15 protein-coding genes are annotated in these 14,127 nt (G+C 70.1%); 9 read left to right on the top strand and 6 right to left on the bottom strand.

From position 1 onward, the window contains the following. Nucleotides 1-30: 30 nt before the first annotated feature. A complete protein-coding gene (tyrS, locus tag KHP12_RS37775; protein ID WP_211834173.1) occupies nucleotides 31-1,446 on the top strand; it encodes a tyrosine--tRNA ligase in 1,416 nt (471 codons plus the stop codon). A 147-nt stretch (nucleotides 1,447-1,593) separates the two neighbouring features. Here the strand turns inward: tyrS and KHP12_RS37770 are convergent, their stop codons facing one another. Continuing rightward, the gene (locus KHP12_RS37770; RefSeq protein WP_086884899.1) at nucleotides 1,594-1,878 is read right to left on the bottom strand and encodes a GlsB/YeaQ/YmgE family stress response membrane protein; all 285 of its coding nucleotides are present in this window, start codon (nucleotides 1,876-1,878) and stop codon (nucleotides 1,594-1,596) included. A gap of 216 nt (nucleotides 1,879-2,094) precedes the next feature. Here KHP12_RS37770 and KHP12_RS37765 point away from each other — a divergent pair, with 216 nt between their 5' ends. Both KHP12_RS37765 and KHP12_RS37760 read left to right on the top strand, forming a co-directional pair. Then, entirely contained in the window at nucleotides 2,095-2,484 is a 390-nt protein-coding gene (locus tag KHP12_RS37765) for a DUF3099 domain-containing protein (protein WP_086884900.1), read from the top strand. Nucleotides 2,485-2,677: 193 nt separating this feature from the next. Further along, nucleotides 2,678-2,917, top strand: coding sequence for a hypothetical protein (locus tag KHP12_RS37760; RefSeq protein WP_211834168.1), 240 nt, complete (start codon nucleotides 2,678-2,680; stop codon nucleotides 2,915-2,917). Between the two features lie 20 nt (nucleotides 2,918-2,937). On the opposite strand, the gene moaA is transcribed toward KHP12_RS37760, so the two are convergent. The 3 genes from moaA to KHP12_RS37745 form a co-directional block, all read right to left on the bottom strand. Then, on the bottom strand, nucleotides 2,938-3,927 hold the full coding sequence (gene moaA / locus KHP12_RS37755; protein ID WP_086884902.1) for a GTP 3',8-cyclase MoaA: 990 nt from the start codon (nucleotides 3,925-3,927) through the stop codon (nucleotides 2,938-2,940). A 101-nt stretch (nucleotides 3,928-4,028) separates the two neighbouring features. Then, complete coding sequence (locus tag KHP12_RS37750) at nucleotides 4,029-5,648, bottom strand: monocarboxylic acid transporter (protein ID WP_211834166.1); 1,620 nt, start codon at nucleotides 5,646-5,648, stop codon at nucleotides 4,029-4,031. Further along, nucleotides 5,645-6,001, bottom strand: coding sequence for a DUF485 domain-containing protein (locus KHP12_RS37745; RefSeq protein WP_051572843.1), 357 nt, complete (start codon nucleotides 5,999-6,001; stop codon nucleotides 5,645-5,647). Before KHP12_RS37745 ends, KHP12_RS37750 begins: the two co-directional genes overlap by 4 nt. 646 nt (nucleotides 6,002-6,647) lie before the next feature. Here KHP12_RS37745 and KHP12_RS37740 point away from each other — a divergent pair. Beyond that, on the top strand, nucleotides 6,648-8,180 hold the full coding sequence (locus KHP12_RS37740) for a S8 family peptidase (RefSeq protein ID WP_138911267.1): 1,533 nt from the start codon (nucleotides 6,648-6,650) through the stop codon (nucleotides 8,178-8,180). 91 nt (nucleotides 8,181-8,271) lie between these two features. After that, the gene (locus KHP12_RS37735; RefSeq protein ID WP_086884905.1) at nucleotides 8,272-8,793 is read left to right on the top strand and encodes a hypothetical protein; all 522 of its coding nucleotides are present in this window, start codon (nucleotides 8,272-8,274) and stop codon (nucleotides 8,791-8,793) included. Between the two features lie 139 nt (nucleotides 8,794-8,932). Here the strand turns inward: KHP12_RS37735 and KHP12_RS37730 are convergent, their stop codons facing one another. Further along, nucleotides 8,933-9,625, bottom strand: a complete 693-nt coding sequence (locus KHP12_RS37730) for a lysoplasmalogenase (protein ID WP_308036146.1) — start codon at nucleotides 9,623-9,625, stop codon at nucleotides 8,933-8,935. Continuing rightward, nucleotides 9,622-10,545: a sterol desaturase family protein gene (locus KHP12_RS37725; RefSeq protein ID WP_211834165.1), complete on the bottom strand. Its 924-nt coding sequence runs from the start codon at nucleotides 10,543-10,545 to the stop codon at nucleotides 9,622-9,624. The genes KHP12_RS37730 and KHP12_RS37725 overlap by 4 nt, the downstream gene beginning before the upstream one ends. Nucleotides 10,546-10,665: 120 nt before the next feature. On the opposite strand from KHP12_RS37725, the gene KHP12_RS37720 reads away from it, so the two are divergent. The 4 genes from KHP12_RS37720 to KHP12_RS37705 all read left to right on the top strand — a co-directional run bounded on the left by KHP12_RS37720 (nucleotide 10,666) and on the right by KHP12_RS37705 (nucleotide 13,861). Then, on the top strand, nucleotides 10,666-11,568 hold the full coding sequence (locus tag KHP12_RS37720) for a hypothetical protein (protein ID WP_211834163.1): 903 nt from the start codon (nucleotides 10,666-10,668) through the stop codon (nucleotides 11,566-11,568). Nucleotides 11,569-11,690: 122 nt separating this feature from the next. Continuing rightward, nucleotides 11,691-12,677, top strand: coding sequence for a DEDDh family exonuclease (locus KHP12_RS37715; RefSeq protein WP_182469072.1), 987 nt, complete (start codon nucleotides 11,691-11,693; stop codon nucleotides 12,675-12,677). Nucleotides 12,678-12,740: 63 nt separating this feature from the next. Next, entirely contained in the window at nucleotides 12,741-12,974 is a 234-nt protein-coding gene (locus KHP12_RS37710) for a metallothionein (RefSeq protein ID WP_037949523.1), read from the top strand. 77 nt (nucleotides 12,975-13,051) lie between these two features. After that, nucleotides 13,052-13,861: an SURF1 family cytochrome oxidase biogenesis protein gene (locus KHP12_RS37705; RefSeq protein WP_086884909.1), complete on the top strand. Its 810-nt coding sequence runs from the start codon at nucleotides 13,052-13,054 to the stop codon at nucleotides 13,859-13,861. Nucleotides 13,862-14,127: the final 266 nt, after the last annotated feature.

Raw genomic sequence — 14,127 nt, 5'->3', positions numbered from 1 at the left:
ATATCCGATTCGTCTATCACCAGGAACGCCATGACACGCCTCGGCGAATCCGTCGCCCGCGCCAGCGAGCTCCTCAGCCAGGACCTCTCCTCCGACAAGACCGTCGAGCGGCTGCTCGAGGAGACGGGCTCGCGGCGCTATATCGACCTGACGGACCTCTCGCCGACGGAGCAGGCCGAGCTGATCGCGTCCCGTACGGTCGAGATCCTGCCCGGCGTGGCGGAGCTGGCCAAGCGGATCGAGGAGCGCCGCGGCGCCGGCCAGGGTCTGGCCATCAAGCTGGGCATCGACCCCACGGCCGCCGATGTGCACCTCGGCCATGTGGTGCCGATGATCATCCTCAACCGCTTCCAGCGCATGGGGCATGACGTCACGCTGCTGATCGGCGACTTCACGGCCAAGATCGGCGACCCGTCGGGCCGTACGGCGGAGCGCCCGCCGCTGACCGACGACGACATCGCCCGGAACCTCGCGGGCTACCAGGACCAGGTCCGGCCGTTCTTCGACTTCGAGAAGGTCAACTTCCGGCAGAACAGCGAGTGGCTGGCGCCGTACACCTTCCCGGAGCTGCTGGGGCTGCTCGCCCAGGTGCCGGTCTCCCAGCTGTTGCAGCGCGAGGACTTCCGCAACCGGCTGGCCGCAGGCTCCGGGCTGACCATGTCCGAGCTGCTGTACCCGATCGCGCAGGCCCTCGACTCGGTGGCCCTGGAGTGCGATGTGGAGCTGGGCGGCGCGGATCAGCTGCTCAATCTCCAGATGGGCCGCAAGCTGATGGAGCTGCGCGGTCAGCGGCCGCAGCTGGTGGTCACGATGCCGCTGATCGAGGGCACGGACGGCACCGGCGCCAAGATGTCCAAGTCCAAGGGCAACTATGTGGCGCTCTCCGCGACCGCCGAGGATGTCTTCGGCAAGATCATGTCGATTCCGGACCGGCTGATGAAGCCGTACCTGGAGGCATGGACCGAGTGGACGGACGCGGAGATCACCGCCGCGATCGCCCGGGTCGAGGAGCGGTCGCTGCACCCGATGGATCTGAAGAAGGTCCTGGCGGGCGAGGTGGTGGCGGCGCTGTACGGCCTCGAGAAGGCGATGCCGGCCCGTGCGGGCTTCGTCGCCCAGTTCTCCAGGAAGAGCTTCACCGACGTCGAGACGCCGGTGGTCGACGCCGGGGAGCACGGCACCGAGTCCATCGCGACCGTGCTGAGCAAGGTGCTGGAATTCCAGCCCAGCGCCTCGGCCGCCCGCCGGGTGGCCAAGCAGAACGGTCTGCGGCTGGTGATCGAGACCGAGGGCGGCCAGGAGTCGGTGGTGCTGCCCGAGGCCCAGGCGGTGCGCCCGCTGGCCGAGGTGGTCGCGGAGACGCTGGCGTCTGCCGGGCTCACCGGGGCCTCCGACGCGGTCTACCTCAAGGCCGGGCGGAAGATCGCCCAGGTGCGCGGGGTGTAGTCCGCCCGGCCCACGACGGGAGCCCCACCACCGGGCCCCCAACCGCGAGGGAGCGGCGGCCGGTGCGCGTCCACCATGCGCACCGGCCGCGACCGTCGCGCACCGGCCACTGCCGTCGCGCACCGGGTCACACCGCCGTCGCGCCCCTCAGGTCGTACTACGTCTGCGTCCGCCACCGCGGATCGAGTGCCACAGCGGAGTGCCCAGCGCGACGATCAGCACGGCCCCCGCCAGCTGGAGCAGATGCCGGATCCAGTCGAAGCCCTCGGTGTGCCTGACCCCGATCCAGCCGGCCACCGCATTGCCCAGGATGCCGCCGAGGATGCCGTAGACGCAGGTCAACCAGAGCGGAATGGCCTGTTTGCCGGGCAGGATCGCCCTGGCGATCACACCCAGGATCAGGCCCACGACGATCGCCCATAGCCAGTTCATGTCGCCTCCCTGACACGCGGCGAGGGGATGCAGATCCCTTCCAGTGTTCGGCCACTCCGAGTACGGCGCACGCCGGAGGGCCGATACGCACGTCGGCGTAGCCGGAGAAGGCACCCATCAGGGTGCCCCGGTCTCGAACCGACAGCAGGCGCGGCGTAACGTTGAGTACGTCCCAGAGCGGGGGTAGCCCGCTCGGCGATCAGGTGGTGGAACGTGATGCGGAAGCACGGCGACGCGGAGGTCTTCCGGATCACCGGAGCGCGGCAGGGGCTGGCCGACGACGTACGCGGCCGGCAGCGCCGCTATGTGATCTCGATGTCGGTCCGGACCATCGCGGTCGTGCTGGCGGCGGTGTTGTGGAACGTGGAGCGCCATGTGGCGATCGTGGCCCTGGTGCTCGGCGCGGTGCTGCCCTACATCGCGGTCGTGATAGCCAACGCGGGCCGGGAGAACGCCACTTCGCTGCCCACCACCTTCATCCCGACCCCGCCCCGTCCGATGCTGATCGCCGGGCGCGGGGAGGAGCCGAGCGACCCCCAGGGGGCGGAATCGGTCCCGGAGGACGTCGGACATATCAGCGAGCCTGGACGCGGTGAACGTGGCTGACCTGCCACGTTCCCGCAAGCTCAAGAAAACCTCAGATCAATAGTGCAGTACCGGTGCACCGGGCCCCATCCCTCGTGACATACTGCGTACGCGCTCCGCATCCCCCGTCGGAGCGACGGACCGACGCCGGGCGGCTCCCCCCGTGGCTGCCCGGCGTCGTCATGTCCGGCGGGCTTTTCGTAGAGTCTGCGGTGTGAACACCCGCGAGACCGCCGCCGAGACCGACACCGTGATCTGCTCCGCCAAGGGCTGCCGTGCCCCCGCCGTATGGGTGCTGGCCTGGAACAACCCCAAGATCCACACCCCGGAGCGGCGCAAGACCTGGCTCGCCTGCGAGGAACACCGCGAATATCTCTCGGAGTTCCTCGGAGTGCGGGGCTTCCTCAAGGACGTGGTGCCGCTGGAGGAATGGTCGGCCACCGAGAACGAGTGATCAGCCCCCGAAACGAGTGATCAGCCCCCGATCGCCGACATCGGCCGGTCCGGCTGGAGGAACGACGGGTCATCGAGCCCGGACCCGGCCTTCTTGCCCCACATCGCCAGCCGCCACAGCCGGGCGATCTCCTCGTCCGGGGCGCCGGAGCGCAGCGCTCCGCGCAGATCGGACTCCTCGCGCGCGAAGAGGCAGGTGCGCACCTGCCCGTCGGCGGTCAGCCGGGTGCGGTCGCAGGCGCGGCAGAACGGGCGGGTGACCGAGGCGATGACGCCGACCCGGGCCGGGCCGCCGTCGACCAGCCAGCGCTCGGCGGGCGCGGAGCCGCGCTCGTCCTCGCCCTCGGCAGTGAGGGCGAAGCGGGTGCGCAGACTGGCCAGGATGTCCCCGGCGGTGATCATGCCGTCGCGCTTCCAGCCGTGCTGCGCATCGAGCGGCATTTGCTCGATGAAGCGCAGCTCATAGCCGTTTTCCAGGGCCCAGGCGAGCAGCTCGGGCGCCTCGTCGTCGTTGAGCCCGGGCATCAGCACGGCGTTGACCTTCACCGGGGTCAGCCCGGCGGTGTGCGCCGCGTCGAGGCCGCGCAGCACATCGTCATGGCGCTTGCGCCGGGTGATGGCCTGGAACACCTCCGGACGCAGGGTGTCCAGCGAGACATTGACCCGGTCCAGGCCCGCGTCGCGCAGGGCCCGGGCGGTGCGCTCCAAACCGATGCCGTTGGTGGTGAGCGACATCCGGGGGCGCGGGTCGAGCTCCGCGCAGCGCTCCACGATGCCGACCAGACCGGGGCGCAGCAGTGGCTCACCGCCGGTGAAGCGGACCTCGGTGACCCCGAGCTCGGTGACGGCGATCCGGATCAGCCGGACTATCTCGTCGTCGGTGAGCAGATCCGGTTTGGCGAGCCATTGGAGGCCTTCTTCCGGCATGCAGTAGGTGCAGCGCAGATTGCAGCGGTCGGTCAGGGAGACACGCAGGTCGGTAGCTACGCGACCATAGGTGTCGATCAACATGGTGGCGGCCCCTCCACGGTTGGCGTGCGTGCACTGCTCAATTCTCTCGCAGCGTACGTGACGGGTGTGACATGGAGGGGCCGCGCGGTGGGAGTGGCCGCTCAGTGGGCTCCGTGTCCGGTGAGCGAGCGCACCTCCAGCTCGGCGTACTTCTCCTTGTCGGGCTGCTCCTTGGAGACGACGGTGCCCAGCCAGCCGAGCAGGAAGCCCAGCGGGATGGAGATCAGTCCGGGGTTCTCCAGCGGGAACCAGTGGAAGTCCACATCCGGGAACATCGAGGTCTCCTTGCCCGAGACGACGGGCGAGAAGAGCACCAGGAAGACCGAGGAGATCAGTCCGCCGTAGATGGACCACAGCGCGCCCTGGGTGGTGAACCGTTTCCAGAACAGGCTGTAGAGGATGGTCGGCAGGTTGGCGGAGGCGGCGACCGCGAAGGCCAGTGCCACGAGTCCGGCGACGTTGAGATCTCGTGCGAAGACCCCGAGGACGACGGCGACGGTGCCGATGCCGACGGTGGCCCAGCGCGCGGCCGAGATCTCCTCCTCCTGGGTCGCCTTGCCCTTGCGGATGACGTTGGCGTACAGGTCGTGGGCGAAGGACGACGAGGAGGCGAGGGTGAGCCCGGCGACCACGGCGAGGATCGTCGCGAACGCCACCGCGGAGATCACCGCGAGCAGGATGGCGCCGCCCGTGGAGTCCGGTCCGCCGCCGATCTCCTCGGCGAGCAGTGGGGCGGCAGTGTTGCCCGACTTGTTGGAGGCGATGATGTCGTCGTGCTTGAGCAGCGCGGCGGCACCGAAGCCCAGCGCGATGGTCATCAGGTAGAAGAGGCCGATGATGCCGATGGCCCAGTTGACCGAGTTACGGGCGGCCCGCGCGGTGGGCACGGTGTAGAACCGGATGAGGATGTGCGGCAGGCCCGCGGTGCCCAGGACCAGGGCGATACCGAGCGAGATGAAGTCCAGCTTGGTGGTGGCGTTGACCCCGTACTTCAGCCCCGGCTCCAGGAACGACTCTCCGATGCCGCTGTTCTTGGCGGCCTCGCCCAGCAGGTCGGAGATGTTGAAGTTGAACTTCATCAGCACCAGGAAGGTGATCAGCAGCGTGCCCGCGATCAGCAGCACGGCCTTGACCATCTGCACCCAGGTGGTGCCCTTCATGCCGCCGATGGTGACGTAGAGCATCATCACGACGCCGACGAGGACCACGATGAGGATCTTCCCGGCCTCGCTGGTGATGCCCAGCAGCAGGGAGACCAGCACCCCCGCACCCGCCATCTGCGCCAGCAGGTAGAAGATCGAGACGACGATGGTGGAGACGCCCGCGGCGGTGCGCACCGGGCGCTGGCGCATCCGGTAGGCGAGCACGTCGCCCATCGTGTAGCGGCCGGAGTTGCGCAGCGGCTCGGCGACCAGCAGCAGGGCCACCAGCCAGGCGACGAGGAAGCCGATCGAGTACAGGAAGCCGTCGTAGCCGGAGAGCGCGATGGCACCGGCGATGCCGAGGAAGGACGCGGCGGACATGTAGTCGCCGGAGATGGCCAGGCCGTTCTGGAAGCCGGTGAACTGGCGGCCGCCGGCGTAGAAGTCGGTGGCGTTCTTGGTCTGCCGGCCCGCCCAGATGGTGATGACCAGGGTCGCCACGACGAAGACCGCGAAGAGCGTGACGATCAGCGGCCGGTTGTCCGAGGCGCTCTCGGCCGCGAGCATATGGGGGCTCATGAGCGCTCCTCCAGACGGGACTTGATGGCCTGGGCGCGGGGGTCCAGCTTGGCGGCGGCGTGCCGGGAGTACCACCAGGCGATGAGGAAGGTGGTCAGGAACTGGGCCAGTCCGAACACCAGGGCCACGTTGATGTGGCCCACGACCTTGGTGCCCATGAAGCCGTCCGCGTAGTTGGACAGCAGGACGTAGAGCAGGTACCAGCTGACGAACGCGATGGTGAGCGGGAAGGCGAACGAGCGGTGGGCACCGCGCAGTTCGCCGAACTCCGCGCTCGCTTGCACCTCGGCGTAGGCAGAACGGTCAAGTTGCCGCTGATCGTCGGGGCGATCGTTGGCCGGTGCGGTATCCACGGTCTCTCCTGGTGAGTGGGTACGACGGGGATGAATACGGCGGCGAGTGATCCAGATCACGCATGGTAGGGCGGCGCGGACCCGTACGACAGGGGCCGGTTGATTGAAAGACGGATAAGAATTCCGGGGAGGGATCGGCTCCGGGTACTGTGGCGGGTTTTCTTCCGGAATGCATTGATGTCCGACCTTGATCAGCGATAGCTTCCTTCGTCATGTACCCGCCCAGCCGCGGACGGCGTTCGGGCGGCCCGTACGGATGAAGTGGAGACCCCATGGCTCATCTGAGATCGGCTCCTCCAAGACCCGGACGGCGGGTTTTTGACGGCCCGTCGGCTTCGTACCACCCCCTCACCACTCCCCGCCGCCTCTGCCCCGGTTCCGCGGCGTCCCGGGGCATCGAGGCGGCGCGCGGGAGCCGCGCCACGAGGGCGCGCACATTCGCTTGTGCGGATGACCCCGGCCGGACCGCCGCCGTTGACGCGGCCCGCCGGACCGCCGCCCGCGCCCGGGGGCTCCGCGTCCCCCGAGTGGCGCGCTGAGCGCGCGTCCGCGCCCCCGGTCCGGAACGCTGACGATCCAGCCCGGTCCGCCCGCCCAGAGCCTCCTCAGCCACCTCGAGAGAACCGTCGAGAGAACCGGAGTACCCATGACGCCGCGCCGCACCTCCCTGCCGCTGCGCACCGCCGCGATACCCGCCGCCATGGCGCTCACCACCGCGCTGGCCTTCCTGCCCACCACCGCCACCGCGCTCGGCCGGGACGGCCACGCCGCCGCGGCCGCCACGGCCGACGGTCCGTCCCTGAGCTATGTCGTCAACACCCGCCCGGGGCAGGACCCGTCCCGGATCCGCAAGGCCATCGCCCAGGCCGGCGGCACGGTCGTCGTGTCCTACGACCGGATCGGCGTCATCGTCGTCCACTCCGCCAACCCGGACTTCGCCAAGACCGTCCGTAAGGTGCGCGGCGTCACTTCCGCCGGGAACACCCGCACCGCCCCGCTGCCCGCCCAGTCCACCGACGACATCGACACACCGAAGCTGCTGAGCGAGAAGCAGCGGCAGGCGGTGGCGGCGAAGGCGAAGGCCGGGCAGGACCCGCTGGAGCCGTTGCAGTGGGATCTGCCGGCGATCAAGGCGGACAAGGCGCATGAGAAGAGCCTGGGCAGCCGTAAGGTCACCGTCGGGGTCATCGACACCGGTGTGGACGACACCCACCCCGATCTGGCGCCGAACTTCGACCGTAAGGCGTCCGTCAACTGCGTGACGGGCAAGCCGGACACCGCCGACGGCGCCTGGCGGCCGAGCGCCGAGGAGTCCCCGCACGGCACGCATGTGGCGGGCGAGATCGCCGCCGCGAAGAACGGCATCGGCGTCACCGGTGTGGCCCCGGGCGTCAAGGTCTCCGGGATCAAGGTGTCCACGACGGCCGGGTTCTTCTACACCGAGGCGGTCGTCTGCGGCTTCGTCTGGGCCGCCGAGCACGGCGTGGACGTCACCAACAACAGCTATTACACCGACCCGTGGTACTTCAACTGCACCACGGACCCGGACCAGAAGGCCCTGGTCGAGGCGGTGCGCCGGGCCTCGTCGTACGCCGAGCGCCGGGGCGTGGTCAATGTGGCCGCGGCGGGCAACGAGAACTACGACCTGACCTCGGACACCATCACCGACCCCTCCAGCCCCAACGACACCACCCCTGGTGACCGGGAGGTGGACCCGAGCGTCTGCCTGGACATCCCGACCCAGCTGCCGGGCGTCGTCACGGTCGCCTCGACCGGCGCCAAGGGGCTGAAGTCCTCGTTCTCCAACTACGGCCTGGGGATCATCGACATCGCGGCCCCCGGCGGCGACAGCACCGTCTACCAGAAGCCCGAGCCCCCGGCCACCAGCGGCCTGATCTACAACACGCTGCCGGGCGGGCAGTACGGCTACATGGCGGGCACGTCGATGGCCTCGCCGCATGTGGCCGGTGTCGCGGCGCTCATCAAGAGCACCCATCCGCACGCCTCCCCCTGGCAGGTGAAGGCGCTGCTCAAGGCCGAGGCCGATGACCTGGCCTGCCCGACGCCGTACGACATCGACGGCGACGGCACGGCCGACGCGGTGTGCGAGGGCGGCAAGCGGTACAACGGCTTCTACGGCGCCGGGCTCGCGGACGCCCTGGACGCCGTCGAGAAGTGACCGGCTGACACAATGCACGGGCCGCCGGGGCGGAGCAGCCGCCCGGCGGCCCGTACGTGTTCCCATGAAGCCGCGAGAGGACCCCGTTCCCGTGCATCACGACGACTCCTGGGGACCGCTGCCCCCGCGGCCGGCCTTCTCGCTGCTGATCCGGTTCGTGCTGACCGTGCTGCTGCTGCCGCTGTGGTGGGCGCTGATCGTGGTGATCTTCCTCGGCTTCATCGCCTTCGGGATCGTGGCCGAGATCCTTACGGTGATCCCCGGGTTCGAGAAGGGGTTCCTCGGCCTGATCGACAAGTTCGGGGACAGCGTGAAGATGTGGCCCGCCTGGTGCGTGACGCTCCCGGAGCTGCGGCACGAGGGCGACGCGGCCTTCTACCGGGCCCGGGTCGACAAGCGCATCGCGGCCTGGACCGCCAAGGAACTGGCCGCCCAGAAGGCGAAGAAGGCCCCGCCGCCGGGCCCGCACGACATCCCCGTGCGCGAGTACCGCGGGGTGGGCGCGGGCTATGTGGTCGAGGCGGCACGCGCCCGGGACTGGGAGCTGAGCCATGACCGCCACTCGGATCCGCTGCGCGTGGTCCGGCTCAGGCGGCTGCCGGTCACGGACTGACGAACGTCACGGCCTTACGGTCGTCACGGCCTTACGGTCGTCACGGCCTTACGGTCGTCACGGCCTTACGGTCGTCACGGGCGGATGGGTGTCAGGGGCGGATGGGTGTCACGGCCTTACGCCGTCACAGCCCTGCGCGTCACAGCCTTACGGCCGTCACGGGCTGACGAGCACCCGGTCCGGCGCGGGGCGGCCGGACCGCGTCGCGCGTCGCCCCCGCCGTCAGCAGCCACTGGGCGGCTATATAGGTGGCCATGATCCAGAACTGCGGCACCGGCGGCCGTGGCCAGTCGGCGAGCCCGGCCGCGATCAGGGTGTCGGAGAGCATGAACAGCGCGCCGCCGAGCCCGGTCCACACACCCGCCCCGAGCGCGGCCAGCGCCATGACCGTCAGCAGCAGGCTGTAGCCCGCGACGGGAAGCCGCAGATGTGCCGCGAGGCCGGGCCACAGCAGCGCCACCGTGCCCAGCCACGCGGCCCCGTAGTCGGCGGCCGCCCAGGGCGCCGTACGGCGCCACCGCCACCCGGCGCGGGCGAACAGCGTCAGATAGCAGAGGTGCCCGGCCGCGAAGCACCCCATTCCGGCCAGGAACGCGGTCTCGCCGCCGATCTGGAGCAGCACATCGCCCCCACAGCCGCACAGCAGCGCGGCCGGGAGCGGCCACGGCCCGCCGCGCGCCAGCGCCCATACGGCGAGCACGGGCATCAGAGCGGGCTTGGTGAGGTGGACGACGGTGGTGGCGTCCACGAGCAGCGCGCCCAGGTGAACGGCGGTCAGCAGCGCGAAGAGGGCCCGCAGGACCGTCGTCGCGCGCCCGGCGGCTACCGTCACCGCACGCTCTCGCCGACCGGCTCCGGCCGCCCGGCCTCCGGGGAACCGGTCTCCGGGGAACCGGTCTCCGGGAGACCCGCCTCCGGGGCCTGCGCGGGCTGCCAGCCCGGCCCCCGGAAGACCCGGCCCGCCCGCTCGCGCCAGTCCCGTGCCGCCGCGATGTCGCGGGCGATGGCCACGTACTCGTGCGTGGCCACGCGCAGCGGGTTGTAGGTGTTGATGTTCTTCGTCAGGCCGTAGACGGGCCGCTCGGTCTCCGGGACGAAGGACCCGAAGAGCCGGTCCCAGACGATGAGGATGCCCCCGAAGTTGCGGTCCAGGTAGCCGCCTTGGGAGGCGTGGTGGACGCGGTGGTGCGAGGGGGTGTTGAAGACGAACTCGACGGGGCGCGGCAGGGTGCCGATCCGCTCGGTGTGGATCCAGAACTGGTAGACGAGGTTCACCGACGAGCAGAACGCCACCGCCGCCGGATGCACCCCGAGCGCGACCATCGGCACGTAGAACGGCCAGACGGTCCAGGTGGTCCACGGCTGCCGCAGGGCGGTGGTGAGATTGAACTTGCGGCTGGAGTGGTGCACCACATGGCACGCCCACAGGATGCGGATGACGTGGTGCCCGCGGTGCGACCAGTAGTAGAAGAAGTCCTGGGCGAGCAGCATCAGCGGCAGCGTCCACCACACCACCGGGACGCGCAGCGGGGTGAGTTCGTAGACGGCGGCATAGATCGCCACAATCGGGATCTTCCACAGCAGATCGAAGACCAGGCTGCCGAGCCCCATACCGACACTGGTCGCGGCGTCCTTCGCCGCGTAGCCCTCGGCGTCGTCATCGGGGTGGAAGCGGTAGCTCACCATCTCCACGACGGTGAGCAGCGCAAAGGCCGGTATCGACCACATCACGGCATTGGGGAGGTGCGGCATGTCCGCAACATAGAACCGCCGGTAAGGCCGCCGCTAGGGGTAGTTACCAACAAGTATGGTAGATGCGGTGTCAACAGCAGGTCTCGCCTCGGACGGCATGGCCGATTAAGCTCCCCGCCTGTGCGCAGCGCCAGAGAACGGTTCCGGATCGGTGGCATAGCCTTCGCCTGCCTGCTGTCGGCGCTCACCACGGGGTGCTCCTCCGGGTCGGGCGGCGATGACTCCCCCTCAGCCCTGATGGACGCGGTGGGGTACATCTCGACCGCGGGCGCGACGGGGGCGCAGGTCTCCTATCTCGACGCCGCCCGGGTGCGATCCCTGGAGAAGGGCGGCTCCCAGCGGTTCCGCGCCGTCGGCCAGGCAGGCAGTCCACTGATGACGGGCTACCGCTTCAACGCCCATGCCTATGACCTCGATCCAGCCATGATCGACACCGATGTGACCAATGGATACGCCGGGCACTGGAAGGGCTCTTTCGACGCGGACCGCGTCACCGCCAAGCTCAAGACGGGCGGCTTCGCCCGGCGCACCTGGCACGGCGAGACCGTCTGGGCGAAGGACGGGATCACCCTCCAGGTCGCCAAGGACGAGATCTCCTTCGGCTACGCCGGTAAGGATCTGTCGGCGGTGCGCCCGGCCAAGGGCAAGTCCGTGGCGGACGACCCGGACTACCGGGCGCTGGGCGACTGTCTGGGCGATGTCTACCGCGTCGACTTCGGCGGCAAGAACCCCAAGGACCCGGTGCGCCTCTCGGCCACCGGACAGCTGGCGAAATCCGCGAAGCAGACATCCGGGGTCATCTGCGCCCTCACCGACGGCAAACGGACCGCCGAACGGGCCGCCGACCGCCTGAAGTCCGTCATCCGCCAGCGGGCCCCGCGCTTCGACGGCGCCAAGGTGACGGTTCTCACCGGGGATTCGCCCGGGGTGAAAGTGGCGGTGCCCGACCGCCCGGGCGACAAGCGCGCCGGCCGCCTTCTCATCAGCGACATCGATCTACAGCTGGCCCTGTCCAAGCTCTGAGCGGCCGCGTACCGGCTCTCGCCCGCCGCCCGGGCCCGACGCCCCGTCAACCCCAAGGCCGCGTACGTCCCGACCGGCCCGCCGGTCAGGGTTGTCGGTGACGGCCCGTATCCTCATTGACCATGCTCGAAGACCCCACGGCAGCCGCCCCGCACCTCGCCCCGCCGTCCTCCTGGCCGGCCACCTATCCGCAGGGGTACGCGGTCGTCGACGTGGAGACCACCGGCCTCGCCCGCGACGACCGGATCGTCTCCGCGGCGGTCTATCAGCTCGACGCCCGGGGCGCGGTGCAGGACCACTGGTACACGCTGGTCAATCCGCAGCGCGATCCCGGCCCGGTGTGGATCCACGGTCTGACGGAGGAGATGCTGGCGGACGCCCCGCGCTTCCCCGAGATCGCCGCGGAGCTCTCCGAGCGCCTGGCCGACCGCGTCCTGGTCGCGCACAACGCCGCCTTCGACTGGTCGATGCTCGCCCGCGAGTACGCCCGCACCCGCGGCGCCGCGCCCGTGCGGCAGCGGCTGTGCACCATCGCCCTCTCCAAGGAGCTGGGCCTGCCGCTGCCCAACCACAAGCTGGAGACCCTCGCCGCGCACTACGGAGTGGTCCAGCGGCGCGCGCACCACGCCCTGGACGACGCGCGGGTGCTCGCCGAGACCTTCCGGCCCAGCCTCCACCGGGCCGCCGAGACCGGGCTGCGGCTGCCGCTGCTGGCCTGCCAGCCGCTCACCGAGTGGTCCGAAGGACCGGCCATCGGCCGCCAGCGGTCGTACCGGCAGACCTGGCGCCCCAGCCGCAAGCGCCCCGCCTGCCCGTACCCCAACCCCGGGCGCTACGAGCCGGGCGGGCAGCTGGTCCAGGGCATGCGGGTGGCGTTCTCCGGGGACACCTCCGTGGACCGCGAGCTGCTGGAGGACCGGGCCGTCGAGGCCGGGCTGCACGTGGCCACCAGCGTCTCCCGGCTCACCAGCGTGCTGGTCACCAACGACCCCGAATCGCCCACGTCCAAGACCACCAAGGCCCGCTCCTTCGGCACGCCCGTCATCGACGAGGCGGCCTTTATGCAACTCCTCCAGGACGTCACCCCCGCGCCGCCGACAAACAGGTGAAGTCGGCGCGACGCGCCCGCCCGCCGCTCGCCCGCCACCGCGTGGCCCCGCACGCTGAGGCGCATGGCACGTTGTGAGGTCTGCGGAAACGACTACCGGATGACATTCGAAGTGCACGCACAGGGCAATGTGCACGTCTTCGACTGTTTCCAGTGCGCCATCCACCGCATGGCGCCCATTTGCGAGCACTGCCGGGCCCAGATCATCGGGCAGGGCGTGGAGGCCGACGGGCAGTTCTACTGCTGTGCGCACTGCGCGCGGGCGGAAGGGAAGGTGGGCATCGTCGACCATGTGTGAACCCGGCCACCTGCGTGGATTGTCCTGGGGCGCCCCCAGCGGCCGAGGGACAATCCACGCCGAGTAGGGTCAAGGATGTGTACCGCTTCCTGTTGACCCGGCAGTGGGTGATCCTCACACTCGTGGCCCTGGCCCTGATCCCGACGATGATCAGGCTGGGTTTCTGGCAGCTGCACCGCCATGAGCACCGGGTCGCGCAGAACCAGCTGATCGGGGACAACCTCGATGCCCCGGCCGTGGCCGTCGAGAAGTTCACCGCCCCCGGCCGTACGGTCCCCCGCGACGACACCTGGCGCACGGTGACCGCCACCGGCACCTACGACACCGCCCATGAGGTCGTCGTCCGCCAGCGCACCGGCTCCGACGAGCAGTCCATCGGCTACTTCGTGCTCACCCCGCTGCTGCTCCCGGACGACCGCGCGGTGCTGGTCAACCGGGGCTGGATCCCGGCGGGCACGGACCTCACCAAGTTCCCCAAGGTCCCCGCCGCCCCCTCCGGCAAGGTCACCGTCACCGGCCGGCTGAAGGCCGACGAGACCACCGGCAACAGCGGCATCAAGGACAAGCAGGGGCTGCCGCCCCGCCAGGTCTCGCTGATCAACAGCGAGCAGCAGGCGAAGGCGCTGTCCCGGCCCGTCCTCGGCGGCTACATCGAGCTCACCTCGTCCTCCCCCAAGGGCGGCAAGCAGCCCCAGCCGGTCGCCGCGCCCAACCACAGTGACATCGGCCCGCATATGGCGTACGCCGTCCAGTGGTGGCTGTTCTCCGCCGGTGTGCCCATCGGCTGGTTCGTGCTGGCCCGCCGCGAGCGCCGGGACCGCGCCGCCGAGGCCGCGAAGGCGGCGGCCACGCCGGAGCAGGTCCCCGCCACGGCCGCGGCGGACTGAGCACTCGTCCGTCGGACCGTGCCGCCTCCAGCGGGCCTTTCCCCTCCCCGCCCCTTCCCACCACTGGGGCTCCGCCCCAATCCCCGGCCGGACGCCCCGGACGTGCGCGGGCGTCGATCCCGTCATCCACTGCGCCGGCGTGCCGACCGCGATCAGCCCGTCGGCGCAGGTGTTCACGGCGACGACGGCCGGCTCCGCGGCCCCGGGGTCCAAGGGGCCGAGCCCCTAGTTGCGGGAAGGGGCGGGGAGGGGAAAGTTCCACCGAT

It is taken from the genome of Streptomyces asiaticus (genome assembly GCF_018138715.1).
Lineage (GTDB): Bacteria > Actinomycetota > Actinomycetes > Streptomycetales > Streptomycetaceae > Streptomyces > Streptomyces asiaticus.
Note: the sequence above shows the minus strand (reverse complement) of the source record. Positions and strands in the feature narration are given on the sequence as shown.

What these genes read in the sequence shown, in the direction of transcription:
- KHP12_RS37740 (WP_138911267.1), top strand. Translation starts at nt 6,648, where the DNA reads ATGACGCCGCGCCGCACCTCCCTGCCGCTGCGCACCGCCGCGATACCC.
- KHP12_RS37710 (WP_037949523.1), top strand. Translation starts at nt 12,741, where the DNA reads ATGGCACGTTGTGAGGTCTGCGGAAACGACTACCGGATGACATTCGAA.
- KHP12_RS37750 (WP_211834166.1), bottom strand. Translation starts at nt 5,648, where the DNA reads ATGAGCCCCCATATGCTCGCGGCCGAGAGCGCCTCGGACAACCGGCCG.
- moaA (WP_086884902.1), bottom strand. Translation starts at nt 3,927, where the DNA reads ATGTTGATCGACACCTATGGTCGCGTAGCTACCGACCTGCGTGTCTCC.
- KHP12_RS37770 (WP_086884899.1), bottom strand. Translation starts at nt 1,878, where the DNA reads ATGAACTGGCTATGGGCGATCGTCGTGGGCCTGATCCTGGGTGTGATC.
- KHP12_RS37725 (WP_211834165.1), bottom strand. Translation starts at nt 10,545, where the DNA reads ATGCCGCACCTCCCCAATGCCGTGATGTGGTCGATACCGGCCTTTGCG.
- KHP12_RS37715 (WP_182469072.1), top strand. Translation starts at nt 11,691, where the DNA reads ATGCTCGAAGACCCCACGGCAGCCGCCCCGCACCTCGCCCCGCCGTCC.
- KHP12_RS37765 (WP_086884900.1), top strand. Translation starts at nt 2,095, where the DNA reads ATGCGGAAGCACGGCGACGCGGAGGTCTTCCGGATCACCGGAGCGCGG.
- tyrS (WP_211834173.1), top strand. Translation starts at nt 31, where the DNA reads ATGACACGCCTCGGCGAATCCGTCGCCCGCGCCAGCGAGCTCCTCAGC.